This is a genomic window from Achromobacter sp. 1L-A-4-B-C2 (assembly GCF_057291955.1).
Genome location: NZ_JBXAWP010000006.1, coordinates 276997 through 291379 on the forward strand (window position 1 = coordinate 276997; position 14383 = coordinate 291379).

The 14383-nt window shown below is 67.7% G+C and carries 11 protein-coding genes; 8 read left to right on the forward strand and 3 right to left on the reverse strand.

Going from position 1 to position 14383, the window contains the following annotated elements:
• The first annotated feature begins 15 nt into the window (after positions 1-15).
• Entirely contained in the window at positions 16-1713 is a 1698-nt protein-coding gene (locus tag AC0Z35_RS26335) for an AMP-binding protein (protein ID WP_485133198.1), read from the forward strand.
• 249 nt (positions 1714-1962) lie between these two features.
• On the opposite strand, the gene AC0Z35_RS26340 is transcribed toward AC0Z35_RS26335, so the two are convergent.
• Together AC0Z35_RS26340 and AC0Z35_RS26345 are read right to left on the reverse strand one after the other, a co-directional pair.
• Positions 1963-3531, reverse strand: coding sequence for a sulfatase-like hydrolase/transferase (locus tag AC0Z35_RS26340; protein ID WP_104144251.1), 1569 nt, complete (start codon positions 3529-3531; stop codon positions 1963-1965).
• 9 nt (positions 3532-3540) lie between these two features.
• Complete coding sequence (locus AC0Z35_RS26345; RefSeq protein ID WP_046804135.1) at positions 3541-4515, reverse strand: Bug family tripartite tricarboxylate transporter substrate binding protein; 975 nt, start codon at positions 4513-4515, stop codon at positions 3541-3543.
• A gap of 180 nt (positions 4516-4695) precedes the next feature.
• Between AC0Z35_RS26345 and AC0Z35_RS26350 the strand changes: the two genes are divergently transcribed.
• The 6 genes from AC0Z35_RS26350 to AC0Z35_RS26375 all read left to right on the forward strand — a co-directional run bounded on the left by AC0Z35_RS26350 (position 4696) and on the right by AC0Z35_RS26375 (position 12087).
• Entirely contained in the window at positions 4696-5220 is a 525-nt protein-coding gene (locus tag AC0Z35_RS26350) for a MarR family winged helix-turn-helix transcriptional regulator (protein WP_485133197.1), read from the forward strand.
• A gap of 286 nt (positions 5221-5506) precedes the next feature.
• Positions 5507-7603: a TonB-dependent siderophore receptor gene (locus AC0Z35_RS26355; protein ID WP_485133292.1), complete on the forward strand. Its 2097-nt coding sequence runs from the start codon at positions 5507-5509 to the stop codon at positions 7601-7603.
• Between the two features lie 260 nt (positions 7604-7863).
• Positions 7864-8829: a 2-keto-3-deoxygluconate permease gene (locus AC0Z35_RS26360; RefSeq protein WP_240433919.1), complete on the forward strand. Its 966-nt coding sequence runs from the start codon at positions 7864-7866 to the stop codon at positions 8827-8829.
• The gene (gene dtnK, locus AC0Z35_RS26365) at positions 8826-10043 is read left to right on the forward strand and encodes a D-threonate kinase (protein ID WP_104144248.1); all 1218 of its coding nucleotides are present in this window, start codon (positions 8826-8828) and stop codon (positions 10041-10043) included. Before AC0Z35_RS26360 ends, dtnK begins: the two co-directional genes overlap by 4 nt.
• Positions 10040-11092, forward strand: coding sequence for a 4-hydroxythreonine-4-phosphate dehydrogenase PdxA (gene pdxA / locus AC0Z35_RS26370; protein WP_485133196.1), 1053 nt, complete (start codon positions 10040-10042; stop codon positions 11090-11092). The genes dtnK and pdxA overlap by 4 nt, the downstream gene beginning before the upstream one ends.
• A gap of 5 nt (positions 11093-11097) precedes the next feature.
• Positions 11098-12087 (forward strand): GntR family transcriptional regulator, encoded by a 990-nt coding sequence (locus AC0Z35_RS26375; RefSeq protein ID WP_485133195.1) that lies wholly within the window; start codon positions 11098-11100, stop codon positions 12085-12087.
• Between the two features lie 7 nt (positions 12088-12094).
• Here AC0Z35_RS26375 and AC0Z35_RS26380 read toward each other — a convergent pair whose 3' ends face one another.
• Positions 12095-12697: a TetR/AcrR family transcriptional regulator gene (locus AC0Z35_RS26380; RefSeq protein WP_120156387.1), complete on the reverse strand. Its 603-nt coding sequence runs from the start codon at positions 12695-12697 to the stop codon at positions 12095-12097.
• 199 nt (positions 12698-12896) lie between these two features.
• Between AC0Z35_RS26380 and AC0Z35_RS26385 the strand changes: the two genes are divergently transcribed.
• Positions 12897-14381 (forward strand): efflux transporter outer membrane subunit, encoded by a 1485-nt coding sequence (locus tag AC0Z35_RS26385; RefSeq protein WP_120156388.1) that lies wholly within the window; start codon positions 12897-12899, stop codon positions 14379-14381.
• The last annotated feature ends 2 nt before the right edge of the window (positions 14382-14383 follow it).

Here is a 14383-nt window from a genome sequence, read left to right on the forward strand (position 1 = left end):
CGGAAATCCTCAAAGATGGAACCTATCTGGCACAAGAGCTACCCCGCCGGCGTCCCCGCACGAATCGACATGGACGGCGTCACCACGCTGGTCTCGATCGTGCGAGACAGCTGCCGCCGCTACGCGGATAAGACCGCGTACATCAGCATGGGCAAATCCATCAGCTACGCCCAACTGGACGCACTGACGCGCGACTTCGCCGCGTGGCTGCACGCGCAAGGCCTGGGCCGTGGCGACCGTGTCGCGCTCATGATGCCCAACCTGCTGCAATACCCCGTGTGCCTGTTCGGCGCCTTGCGCGCGGGCTGCGTCGTGGTCAATTGCAACCCGCTCTACACCCCGCATGAGCTGGAACACCAGCTGGTGGATTCGGGCGCGCGCGCCATCGTGGTGGCCGACAACTTCGCGGCCACGGTGCAAAAGGCGTTACCCAACAGCGCGGTGGAGCACGTGCTGGTCACCTCCATCGGCCAGATGCTGGGGCCGGTCAAAGGGCGCTTGGTGGACCTCGCGATCCGCCACGTCAAGCGCATGGTGCCGGCGTGGTCCCTGCCCGGGCATGTGCGCCTGGCCGACGCGCTGCTTGCCGGCCGCGCCCAGCCGTTTACCGAAGTGCAGCTGGACCAGCGCGACCTGGCCTGCCTGCAATACACGGGCGGCACGACCGGCGTAGCCAAGGCGGCAATGCTGTCGCACGGCAATCTGGTCGCCAACGTCAGCCAGGCCCACGCCTGGATCAAGCCGCTGGTGAACGATGGCGAGGAATGCGTCGTGACGGCCTTGCCGCTGTATCACATCTTTGCGCTGACGGCGAACTGCCTGACGTTCATGAAAATCGGCGCCAGCAACCTGCTGATCATCAACCCGCGCGACATCCCCGGCCTGATCAAAGAGATGGGCAAGGTGCCGTTTTCGGCGTTTACCGGCGTCAATACCTTGTTCAACGCGCTGCTGAATCATCCCGATTTCGCCAAGCTGGATTTTTCTCGCCTGCGCCTGACGATGGGCGGCGGCATGGCGGTGCAACGCGCCGTGGCGGACCGCTGGCGCGCCGTCACAGGCAAGTCGCTGGCGCAGGCCTACGGGCTGACCGAGACGTCGCCCGCCGTCACGGTCAACCCGCTGGACGTCACGACGTTCACCGGGTCCATCGGCCTGCCCGTGCCGTCCACCGAGATTTCGATCCGCAACGACGAAGGCGAAGAACTGGGCGTAGGGGAACCCGGCGAAATCTGCGTGCGCGGGCCACAGGTCACGCAGGGCTATTGGAATCGCCCCGACGAAACGGCGCTGGTGATGTACCCGGACGGCTTTCTGCGCACGGGCGACATCGGCTACGTCGATGAGGACGGCTACGTGTTCCTGATCGACCGCAAGAAGGACATGATCCTGGTGTCGGGCTTTAACGTGTACCCGAACGAAGTCGAGGACGCCGCCGCGTTGCATCCGGGCGTGCGCGAGGTGGCGGCCGTGGGCGTGCCGGATGAACGGTCGGGAGAAGCGGTCAAGTTGTTCGTGATCCGCAAGGATCCCGGGCTGGACGCCGACACGCTGATTGCACATTGCCGGACGCAGCTGACCGGCTACAAGGTGCCGCGCTATGTGGAATTTCGCGATGACCTGCCGCGCTCGAATGTGGGCAAGATCCTGCGGCGGGAACTGAAACCCGAGACCGCCGCGCCGACGCAAACGCAAAGCGCGGGGCACGCCTGAGGGGGCACGCCCGATCGCGGCGACCGGGCGGCGCGCGACGGCGCCCCGCCCCTTGGTGCAAGACGCGCCCCGCCCCTTAGTGCGAGACGGCGCCCCGCCCCTTAGTGCAAGACGCGCCCCGCCCCTTAGTGCGAGACGGCGCCCCGCCCCTTAGTGCGAGACGGCGCCCCGCCCCTTAGTGCGCGACGCCACCACGCCCCTTAGTGCGCGACGCATTCCCGCCGCTTACCGCGCAACGGCGCCCGCCCCTTACCACTGCCCGAAAAACACGCCCGCCCGTTTGTGCGCGTTGGTGGCCTTTTCCACGGCCTCGTCGCTCAGGGTGGTGCGGCGCTTGCCGCGCAGCATCCAGTCCAACAGGCGCTGGCGCAGTTCCAGGCGGACGGCGGCGTGCTCGCTGCTTGTGCCCAGGTCCTGGAATTCGCCCGGGTCGGCATGCAGGTCGTACAGTTGCTCGGGCTCGTCCAGCCAGTACACATATCGCCAGCGGTCCGTGCGCACCGACCACGCGCGGGCGTTCTGCGGCGTCTTGCCACGCAGGATGCGCGCGTGGCGAAAGCTGTAGTCCAGCTCGGAAAACACGCAGTCGCGCCACGGCGTGGCGGCGTCGCGCCCATGCAGCAGCGTTTGCAGTTCGCGGCCTTCCAGCCGGTGCGCGGGGCCTGGCGTGCCCAGCGCGCGCAGCACGGTCGGCACAAGATCCACGCTTTCCACCATGTCATCCAGCGCCTGCCCGCGCGTGGCGTCGGCCGCCGCCGATGGGTCCATCACGATGAACGGCACGCGTTGCACGGTGTCGTAGAACAATTCCTTTTCGCCCAGCCAGTGGTCGCCCAGGAAGTCGCCATGATCGGCGGTGAACACGATCAGCGTGTTCTTCATCAGGCCCGCGCCTTCCATGTAGTCGAACAGTCGGCCCAGGTGGTCGTCCAGCTGCTGGATCAACCCCTGGTACGCGGGCCGCACCACGCGCACGCATTCGTCGGTGGAAAAACTGATGCTTTCTTCTTGCTGGCGATACGCCGCAACGACGGGGTGCGCGTCGCGCAGTTCTTCGCGGTTGCGCTGCACCGGCAGGCACTGGTCGGCGGTATAGCGCCGGTGGTACGGCGCGGGCGCCATGTAGGGCCAGTGCGGCTTGACGTAGCTTAAGTGCAGCACCCAGGGCTGGCTGCCGCGCCGCTGCATGAAGTCCAGCGCCTGGTCCGTCATGTAGGCGGTTTCGGAATGCGGTTCGGCCACGCGCGCCGGCAGATGCACGTTGCGCATGTGCCAACCGCTGGCGATCTGGCCGTTGGCATCCACGCCTGAAATGACGAAGTCCGTCCAGGGGTCGGCGCTGTCGTAGCCGTGGCGCCGCAGGTAGGCCGGGTAGCCGCTTTCGTCGCCGGGCGGATGGTGGCCGTCGTAGCGGTCCAGTTCGGTGAAGCCGCCGCGCGCCAGCAGCACCCCCAGCTCGGAGGCGCCATCGATGCTTAGCCGTTCCATGCCGGCCTTGTCGGGAATGATGTGCGTCTTGCCCGCCAGCGCCAGGTCGCGCCCCTGCCCGGCCAGGTATTCACCCAGCGTGATCTCGTTGACGGACAAGGGCACGCGGTTCCACGTCGCGCCATGCCGCGACGGATAGCGGCCCGTGTAGTAGCTCATGCGCGACGGGCCACACACGCCGGAATTGACGAAGGCGCGGTCAAAGCGCACGCCGCGCCTGGCCAGGGCGTCCAGGTTCGACGTTTGCAGATAGGGATGGCCGTAGCAGCCCAGGTGATCGGCGCGCAGCTGATCCGCCATGATGAACAACACGTTTTGCACGGTACGCATCGCCGCCCCTTATTGCGTGGCCGTGAAGCCGGAGTCGCGCACGACCGGCTCCCATTGCTGGCGGTAGGCGGCCAACGCTTTGGCGGTGTCGGATGCGTCCCGCGACACCGGTTCCAGGAACACGGCGCGCACCGCTTGCTGCATGGCGGGCTCGCGCAGGATGGCGGCGATGTCGGCGCCCAGCCGCTTGACCTTCGCCTCGGGCATCGCGGCCGGCGCGAAGAACGCGTTCCAGCCGTCGGCCGCCAGGTTCACACCGCCTTCGCGAAAGGTGGGCACCTCTTTCAGATCGGCGTCACGCGTTTCACCGGAGGTCGCCAGGATGCGGATCTTGCCGGCGCGATGCTGCGGCAACAAGGTATCGAGCGTGTCGATGCCTTGCGGCAGAATGCCGCCGATCAGTTCCGAGATCAGCGGCGCCGACCCCCGATAGCCAACCACCTCGGGCTCCTGGCCGATTTCACGGCCCAGCATCAATGCAAAGAAATGCGGCAAGCTCCCGGTGGCGGGCACGCCCACGGTGAATTGCTTGGGATTGGCGCGCAGCCACAGACGTAGCGCGGCCACGTCCTGGATGGGCGAGGACGCGGGCACGGCCAGCGCGAACTTATATTCGCTGACCAAGGACACGGGCTTGAAATCGCGCTGGGCGTCGTAGCCGGGCTGGGCGTAGACCAGCGGCGCCACCACCATCACGGCCGGGTTGGCCAGCATCAACACGTTCTGCGTGGCAGGCGCGGCATGCAGGCCTTGGGCCGCGATGCGCCCCCCGGCGCCCGTCTTGTTTTCCACGACGACGGGCACGCCCACGCGGTCTTTCAGGCGGTCGGCCACCAGGCGCGCAATGCGGTCGGAACTTCCGCCGGGCGGGTAGCCCACTACGATGGTCAACGCGCCATCCAGCGGCGCCTGCTGCGCACCGGCCAGCGACGCGGCCCCCGCCAACGCGGCAGCCAAGGCCGCGCCCGTCATCCATTTACGCATGGTGTTCTCCTGTCGACAGTGGCCCGCCGTCGGTTATGTTTCTTTCTGCCTGGCCGTATACCGAAATAAGCAGATTGACTGTAGCAACGGGTCCATTGCTTGATCTAATCCAGGACTTTCCATAACGATATGCAGCGCAACGCGCCGACGCGGCACGCGCTGCGGCAAGGAGGAGACGCCATGCCAACCCGCCCCATCCCCGCACCGCCGCAATTGGCCGACATGCTGATGTACCGGCTGTATCAAGCATGGTCGCAATCGAACCCCGTCTTCGTGCGCCTGTGCGAAGGGCGCTTTGGCATCACGCGACGCGAGTGGCGCATCCTGGCCTGCGCCATTGAAGGCGGCATCATGAATTCCGCCGAGCTTGCCGCCGCCGCCAAGCTGGACCTGGCGCGCACGTCGCGCACCTTGGGCGCGCTGTGTGAAAAAGGTTGGTTGCGGCGTTTGCACGACAGCGCCGACCGCCGTGTCGTGCGGGTCGAGGCCACGGCCGAGGGGCTGGCGCGATACCAGGCGCTGCTGCCCGAAGTGTCGCGGCTGAATGCACTGCTGGTGCAAGACCTGAGCGATAGCGAGGTAGCGCTGCTGCGCGACTTTCTGGGCCGCATCGAACAGCGCGGCCGGCAGATGGGCCAAGACAATATCGTGGCCGACAAGGCCAGCCGCCGCGAAGGTGGCACGCGGCGCGCGCAGTACGCATGAGGCGTCCGGTGTCGCTTGGGGCCAACAGGACGGCACCTTCCCTTCTTTAAAGGCGGGGCCTGCCTGGCGTCCCGCCAAGCCTCTGAAACGCAAGGTGTTTATTGCCGGCCGCCAACCGCCGCCGCGCACCCTTGCAGGTTTTTTTTACATCTGGATCCCCCGTGCGTCTTGGCGCGTGGCCGCAACGCAATTAATAATAGTTATCGTTGCTATTCCTGTATGTAATCAGCGGCCGCAGCGCCGTAGGGGACGACTCTTGAAACGCCATACACCTCGTGCCGCCCGCCTGGCGCGGCCGCAGACGCTATTGCCCGCCGCCGCGCTGGCCGCCTGCCTGGGCGCCACCGCGCAGGCGCAAACCACCAATCCGGCCACCGAAGCCACCACCGTCCTGCCTGCCGTGCAGGTCACCGGCATGGGCGAAACCGCGACCGGTCCCGTGGACGGCTACGTCGCCACGCGCAGCGCCACGGGCACCAAGACCGACACGCCGCTGTCCGAAACGCCGCAAGCCATCACCGTGATTCCGCGCGACCAGATCGTGGACCAGGGCGCGCTGAACGTGCAGGACACCATGAACTACGCCGCGGGCGTGCGGCCCAACGCGTACGGCGTGGACAACCGCGGCGACTATGTGCGCATTCGCGGCACCGAGCCCGCGCAATACCTGGACGGGCTGCGCCAGTTCTTCAACTCCAACAACCCGCGCACCGAGGTCTACGGCCTGGAGCGCGTGGAAGTGCTGCGCGGCCCGTCGTCCATGCTGTACGGACAAGGCAGCACCGGGGGCCTGGTCAACCTGGTCAGCAAGCGCCCGCAAGCCGATGCCCAGCGCGAAATCGGCGTGGTGGTGGGCAATCACGGCCGCCGCGAAATCCAGGCCGACCTGACCGGCCCGGTCACGGAAGACGGCCAATGGCTGTATCGCGTGGTGGGCGTGGGGCGCGACAGCGACACCCAGGTGCAACATGCGCCCGATGACCGCCTGATGCTGGCGCCGTCGCTGACCTGGCGGCCCAGCGCCGCCACGTCGTTGACCTTGCAGGCGTTGTGGCAGAAGGACAAGGCGGGCACGACGCAATCGTTCCTGCCCTGGAGCGGGTCGGTGCAAGAAAACCCCAACGGCCGCATCCCGACGCGCCGCTTCGTCAGCGAGCCGGGCTTTGACGCTTACGACACCGAGCAATTCAGCGTGGGCTGGCTGTTTGAACACCAGTTCAACGACACGTGGAAATTCCGCCAGAATTTCCGCAACACCGTCAGCCGCGTTGATTACCAATCGCTGTACCCGAACGTGTACGGCGCGCGCCGTGGCGATTCCTATATCGACGCGGAACAGACCACCACCGACCGTTACTTCTACGTCAACAAGCCGCGCATGCGCACGCTGCTGGCCGACCAGAATATCGAGGGCAAGCTGAACTGGGGCCGCACCGAGCACACCGTTATCTTCGGCATGGACTATTCGCACTACCGCGAGACCAGCCAGACGGCCTCCGGCCTGGGCGCGCCGCTGAACCTGTATCACCCCGTCTACGGCAACCGGCCGGAATATGAACTGTCCGACACGCCCAAGCAAAAGCAGCAGCAGCTGGGCTTTTACGCGCAGGACCAGATCAAGTTCGACCAGAACTGGATCTTCCTGGCGGGCATCCGCCGCGACCGCGCCGACAATCGCATCGAAGGCCAAGACAAGGAAACCGACTACGCCACCACCAAGCGCTTCGGCCTGATGTACGCGGCCGACAACGGCTGGTCGCCCTACCTGAGCTACAGCGAATCGTTCACGCCCATTGCCGGGTCCAACTTCTACAACGAACGCTACAAGCCGCTGCGCGGCAAGCAGGTCGAGGCCGGCATCAAATACATGCCCAAGGACGCCGACATCGAGTTCACCGCCGCGGCCTACGACCTGCGCGAAAAGAACCGTCAAACCAATGACCCCGACAACCCCAACAACCAGCTCCAGGCCGGCAAGACGCGCACGCGCGGCGTGGAATTGGAATTGCGCGGCCGCGTCACCAAGAACGTCGACGTGATCGCCAACTACCTCTACACCGATGTCGACCCGCAACTGGAAGCCCTGCCCAAGCACATGGCGTCCTTGTGGGGCAAGTACCGCTTTGCGCTGGCCGGCCAGCCCGGCTTCGCGGTGGGCGCGGGCGTGCGCTACCTGACGGCTTTCCGCGATGGCGGCGCGCCCGAAACGCCCGCCGTCACCTTGTTCGACGCGATGGTCAGCTACGACAACGGCCCGTGGCGCTATGCCTTGAATGTCAACAACATTGCCGACCGCACCTATGAAGTGGTTTGCCTGGACCGTGGCGACTGCTTCTACGGCGCCCGCCGCACGGTAATGTTGAGCGGTGCGTACCGCTTCTGATGCAAGGCTCGTCGCAACGCCGGCATTTGCGCTAAACCCTCCAGGACGGGAATCCTGAAAAACCCGAGCCAGCTGCGAAACCTGTACGTACAGGCAGTACGTACAGGTGTACACTAGCGGTTTTTCAACCCCCACTGACAGACGCGTCAACGAACGTCTGCAATCCACCAGAACCGTCCTGGAGACTTACGCAAGTGTCGACCGCTGCCTCTTCCCGTTCGCCTTTTTTTGGCACCATGCAGAAAATCCCTGGTGGATTGATGCTTGTGCCGCTGATCCTGGGTTCCCTGATCGGCACCTTTGCCCCTGATGCGCTGGCCATCGGCGGCTTCACCACCGCCCTCTTCAAGAACAGCGCCCTGCCGCTGATCGCCCTGCTGATCTTCGCGACCGGCACGCAGGTCAACGCCCGCACCGGCGGCCCCATCCTGGCCACGGCCGGCACCATCCTGCTGATGAAGACGCTGGTGCCCGCCACGCTCATCATCATCCTGGGCAGCTACGTCGGCCTGGACGGCGTGCTGGGCGTGTCGATCCTGGCCTTGCTGGCCGCGTTCGACAACAGCAACGGCGGCCTGTGGCTGGCCTACACCGGCCAGTACGGCGATGCGCGCGACCGTGGCGCCTACGTTGCCAGCGCCGTCAATGACGGCCCCTTCTTCAGCCTGCTGTTCCTGGGCGCCTCGGGCCTGGCCGACATTCCCATGATTGCCCTGGTGGCGGCGCTGGTGCCGTTCCTGCTGGGTGTCGTGGTCGGCAACCTGGACCCGAAGTGGCGCGACGTGCTCAAGCCCGTGCCCAACATCGTCATCCCGTTCTTCGCCTTTGCGCTGGGCACCGGCATCAACCTGGGCGCGGTCGTCAGCGGCGGCATCAGCGGCCTGATCCTGGGCCTGATCATCAGCCCGATTACCGGCGGCCTGGTCTACCTGGGCTATCGCTTGATCCTGCGTCGTGGCGGCAAGAGCGGCCTGGGCTTTGCCGCCGGCACCACCGCCGGCAACGCCATCGCCACGCCCGCCGTGGTGGCCGCCGCCGATCCCAACTTCCAGCAATACGTGTCCACTGCCACCGCGCAAGTGGCGGCCTGCGTGCTGATCAGTTCCATCCTGGCTCCGATCCTGGCGTCGTACTTCCTGAAGCGCGCCGGTGAACTGAAGTCCGAGGACGCGGACGCAAGCCGCGCCACGCCGACGTTGGGCGAGGCGCGCGGAGAGGCGCTTTGACCCCCACCATCGCCATCGTTGCCGATGACCTGACCGGCTCGGGCGACACCGCCGTGCAGTTCGTGCGCGCCGGCTGGAGCACGCACCTGTCCATCGGCGGCGCCGAGGAAGCGCTGTCCGGCCCGGCCACGGCCGGCGTCGAAGTGCTGGCGGTCACGACCAACAGCCGCGCCCTGCCCGCCGCCGAGGCCGCCCGCGTCATCGACCAGAACGTGCGCCAGCTGCGCGCGGCCGGCGTGTCGCGCCTGTACAAGAAGGTGGACTCCACTTTGCGCGGCGCCTTCAAGGCCGAGATCGACGCGGCCCGCCTGGCCTGGGGCCCGGACACGGTGGCGGTGATCTGCCCCGCCTTTCCCGCCACCGGCCGCACCGTTGAACAAGGCGTGCTGAGGGTGAACGGCAAGCCCGTCACCGAAACGTCGGCCGCGACGGACCCGGTCACGCCCGTCACCGAAAGCCATATCCCCACGTTGCTGGGCTGCGCCCACGTCGCGGTGCAAGACGGCGACACGCCGGAAGCGCTGGCCGCGCGCATCCGCGAAGCGGGCCACACCGTGGTGGTGGATGCCGCCACGGACGCCGACCTGGAGCGCCTGGCGCGCGCCATCGGCTTGCTGGGCGAACACGCCCTGCCCGTGGGCGCGGGCGGCCTGGCCGTGCCGCTGGCTCGCGTGTGGGCCGGTGCGGACCAGACGGCGCCCGTCGTCGTCGTGGTCACGTCGCAGCACAGCGCCGCACGCGCGCAAGCCGCTGCACTGAAGGCGTCGGGCGCCGACACCTGGACGCCCTCGCTGCAACAACTGGCCGACGACGCCGCCTGGCAGGCCTGGACGCAGCCGCTGTTGCAGGCCCACGCCAAGGCGCCGGCCGACGCCGGCACCGTACTGCTGCTGGCGCCCGAAGGGCAGCTGGACGGCCTGGATTCCGAGAAAGTCGCCGAACGGCTGGGCAGCCTGGCGGCGCAATTGATCACGGCATCCCGCGCGGCGGGCGTGGTCGCCACGGGTGGCGACGGCGCGCGCAGCGTGCTGGTGGCGCTGGCCGCGCGCGGCATCGCGCTGGTGGATGAAGTCATGGGCGGCGTGCCTCTTGGCACGCTGACCGGGGGCATGGCCGCGGGCCTGCCCGTGGTGACCAAGGCCGGCGGCTTTGGCACCGAAGACGTACTGGTTCGCGCCGTGCGCGCGATCCGCGACAGGAGATTCAAGCGATGACACAACCTCAATCGAGCAAGCTGCCGCTGTTGGCCGTCACCCTGGGCGACGTGGCCGGCATCGGGCCGGAAATCACGGCCAAGATGCTGATGGGCCATGACGAACTGCGCCAAAAGGCCCGCCTGCTGGTGGTGGGCGATGTGGACGTGATGGTCAACGCGGTGCGCGGCCTGGGCGGCGACCCCGCCATCGTGCGCAAGCTGGACCGCGCGGCCGACTGTACCAATGCCCCCGGCACCATCGAAGTGCTGCAAGCCGGCCCGTCGCTGGCCCACGTCAAGCTGGGTGAAATCAGCGCCGACGCGGGCGACGGTTCGGTGCGTTTCGTGACCACGGCCTGCGCCCTGGCGCGCGCCGGCGAGGTCGACGGCATCGTCACCGCGCCGCTGAACAAGGCCGCGATGCACGCCGCCGGCCACAAGTGGCCCGGCCACACCGAACTGCTGGCGCACGAGTTCGGCGTCAAGACGTTCTCGCTGGTGCTGTCGGCCGGCGACCTCTACATTTTCCACGCCACCACGCACGTATCGCTGCGCCAGGCCATCGACGATCTGACGCCCACGCGCATGCGCGCCGTGCTGCGTCTGGCGGGCTCGTTCGCCAAGGCGCTGGGCCGTGGCGACCAGCCGGTGGCCGTGTCGGGCCTGAACCCGCACGCCGGTGAAAACGGCATCTTCGGCAGCGAAGACGCCGACATCCTGGCCCCGGCCGTGGCCGAAGCCAACGCGGCCGGCATCCTGGCCGCCGGCCCGATCCCCGCCGACGCCCTGTTCCCGCAAGCCGTTCGCGGCAAGTGGCAATTCGTGATTGCCTGCTATCACGACCAAGGGCACGCGCCGTTCAAGGCCGTGTATGGCGATGACGGCGTCAACATCACCGTCGGCCTGCCCGTCGTGCGCGTGTCCGTGGACCACGGCACCGCGTTCGACATCGCCGGCAAGGGCATCGCGCGCGAAGACAGCCTGATCCTGGCCGCCGAGCGCGCCGCGCACCTGGCCCCGGGCTGGACGCATGTATGGGAAACTGCGCGGGCACAAACCGGAGGTTGATTTCCATGGCGCCCGCCACGCACGACGCACTGCCCGTTCTTGATCGCTCTGGCGATACCCCGCTGCACGCCCAGGTGGCGGCCTTGCTGCGGGGCTTTATCCGGACGAACAAGCTGGCGGCGGGCGCCGTGCTGCCCAGCGAAGCCGCGCTGTGCGTACGCTTTGGCGTGGCGCGCAGCGTGGTCCGCCAGGCGCTGGCCGCGCTGGCCACCGAAGGCTTGATCCAACGCGAAAGCGGGCGCCCGGCAACGGTTGCCGCGCCGCAGGAACATCGCCGGCTGGTGCAGCGGTCCACCGGGCTGTACGAACAATTCGCGCAGTCCGGCGTGGCCTTGCAGACGCGCGTGCTGGCGTTCGCGCGCGCCGAACCGCCCGCCGACGTGGCGGCGTTTTTTGGCACCACGCAATTACTGATGCTGGAACGCTTGCGTCATGTGGCCGACGCGCCGCTGGCGTATGTGCGTACGTGGCTGCCGGCCGACGCCGTGCCCGGGCTGCGCGCCGACGATCTGGCCGACGCTTCCTTGCATGGCGTGTTGACGCGGCGCTTCGGCCTGCGACCCGGCGCGGGCCGCAACCAGATCCGCGCCGTGGCCGCCGACGCCAAGCTCGCCAAACTGCTGCACACCCAGACCGGCACGCCGCTGCTGATGTTGCAGGGCCAGGGCATGGATCAGCATGATCGTCCCCTGGAGTGGTTCACCACCTGGCATCGCGCCGAGCAGCTGGTGTTCGACGTGGACGTCAGCATGGGCCACGAAAGCGTGCATCCGCGTTTGCAGGATGCGCCGGCGGAACGGACTGAACCGGCCGAAATGGCCCACTCGGCCAGCGTAGCGAACCTGGCCGACCCGGCCGAGGCGGCCGACGTCGCCTTCAGGCCCGTGCCCCGGCCCCCGCAAGACGCCACATCGCCGCACGATCCCCTGGCGCGTGCGCAGGCGCTGGTTGCCGAGCTTTCGGCCGAGCTGGCCCGGCTGCGCGGCCAGGCCTAACCTCGCCCTACAGCAACCCGCAAATCAGCGCCATGTGCGCGTCGCGCCGCGCCGCCAGATCGAAGGGCTCGTCCGCGCTTGCCAGGATCGCCATGACGATGGCGTGCACCACCGGCGATAGCAACAGCTCGGGGTGCCGCGCCGCCACGCCCCCTTCACACAAGCCGCGCTCACGCGCCAAGGCCAGCAAGCTGGCGATATCGGCCAGATGGGCGTCGGCCGTCTCTTGCCGCCAACGCCGCGCCAGATGCGGTACTCGCGCGCTTTCGGCCAGGAGCAGCCGCATGGTGACGATCATGGCCGGGTTGGCCAGGCTGGCGTAAAGATGGTCCACCAGGCGTTCCGCCAATTGCCGGACCGACGCCGAGGCCTCGACGATGGCGCGCGCGTCCAGGCGGGCCGGGGTCAGGTGACGTTCCAGCAGCGCGCGAAAGACCTGTTCCTTGCTGGAAAAATGGGCGTACAGGCCGCCCTTGGACAAACCGGCCCGCAGCGCGATGTCTTCCATGCGCGCCCCCTCGTAACCCGCCGCCGAGAATTCCTGTAGCGCGGCATCCAGAATCTGCCCCGTCCGCACCGTGGGAGGCAGACGCTGGCGTTGCGTACGCATTCGTGGCTCCTTGCGAAATGACGCGCGGCGTAGACGTCGCACGCCGTCCTGCGGCCTTATTAAAAACCGACCAGTCAGTCGCTAGCTTGATGTCGATCAAGGATTCGCCGCTACGCGCCGGGCAAAATAGACTCCGTGAAGACGCCACGGTTACCGCCGTTGGACGTAAGGCTTCCATTGACGCGATGGAGAACGACACATGACTCGCCGTCCGGTTTCGGCATGGAACGCTGCCCGCCTGGCGCCGGCCGCCCTGGCCGTGCTGCTGGCGCAGGGTTGCGTGTCCATGGCCCCGCCCTACCAACGCCCCGCCCTGCCAGTGGCCGCCACCTGGGCCACCCCGCCATCCAATGAACCGAATGCAGAGTTGAACGCCGCCCGCGTGGGCTGGCGCAGCTATTTTTCGGACCCGGTTCTGCAAGGCCTGATCGACGAAGCGCTGACCAACAACCGCGACCTGCGCCAGGCCCTGCTGCGCGTGGAAGAAGCGCGCGCGCTGTACGGCATCCAGCGGTCGGACCAGTTTCCGACCTTGGGCGTGCAGGCCACGGGCACCCGTTCGCGCACGCCGGCGGACCTGAACCTGACGGGTCGGCCCGTGGTGGCCAACCAGTACCAGGCCGGTGTCGGCATGGCCACCTGGGAGCTGGATTTCTGGGGTCGCGTGCGCAGCCTGAAAGACGCCGCGCTGGAAAACTACCTGGCGTCCGATGCCGCCGCGCGGGCCGTCACCTTGTCCCTGATTGCGCAGGTGGCGGACAGCTACCTGTCGCTACGTGAACTGGACGAACGGCTGGCGCTCACCCGCCAGACCATCGCCTCGCGCGAAGAATCCCTGCGCATCTTCCGCCGCCGCTACGAAGTCGGCGCCATCGCCAAGCTGGACCTGACCCAGGTGGAAACGCTGTGGCAGCAGGCCCGCGCGCTGGGCGCCGAACTGGAACAGGCGCGCGCCACGCAGGCGCACGCGCTGGAACTGCTGGTGGGCAAGCCGCTGAACCTGCCGCTGCCTCGCACCGGCCTGAACGATGTGGCCGTGATGCGCGACCTGCCCGCCGGGCTGCCGTCCGACCTCTTGACGCAGCGCCCCGACATTGTGGCGGCCGAACATCAGCTGCGGGCGGCCAACGCCAATATTGGCGCGGCGCGCGCCGCCTTCTTTCCCCGCATTACGTTGACCGGCGCCTTCGGCAGCGCCAGCGCCGAACTCAACGGCCTGTTCGGCGGCGGCAGTGGCGCCTGGACCTTTACGCCCAGCCTGGACCTGCCGATCTTTGACGCCGGCCGGCGCAGCGCCAACCTGGACCTGGCCGAGATACGCCGCGACCAGGCCGTCGCGAACTACGAACAAACCATCCAGAGCGCGTTCAGGGACGTGTCCGACGCGTTGGCCGCGCGCCGCTGGCTGGCCGAACAGGTGCAGGTGTTGCGCGCCACCGTGGCCGCGCAAAGCGAACGCGCCAGGCTCGCCAAGCTGCGCTACGACCATGGCGCGTCGCCCTACCTGGAAGTGCTGGACGCGCAGCGCGACCTGCTGGCCGCGCAGCAGGCGCTGGCGCAGACGCGCCGCGCCCTGCTATCGGCTCGCGTCGGCCTGTACGCCGCGCTGGGAGGCGGCACGCAGGCGGGCGTGTCGGCAGCCGGCCCTGACGGCGCGGCAACTCAAGCGCCCGCCCCGCAATAACA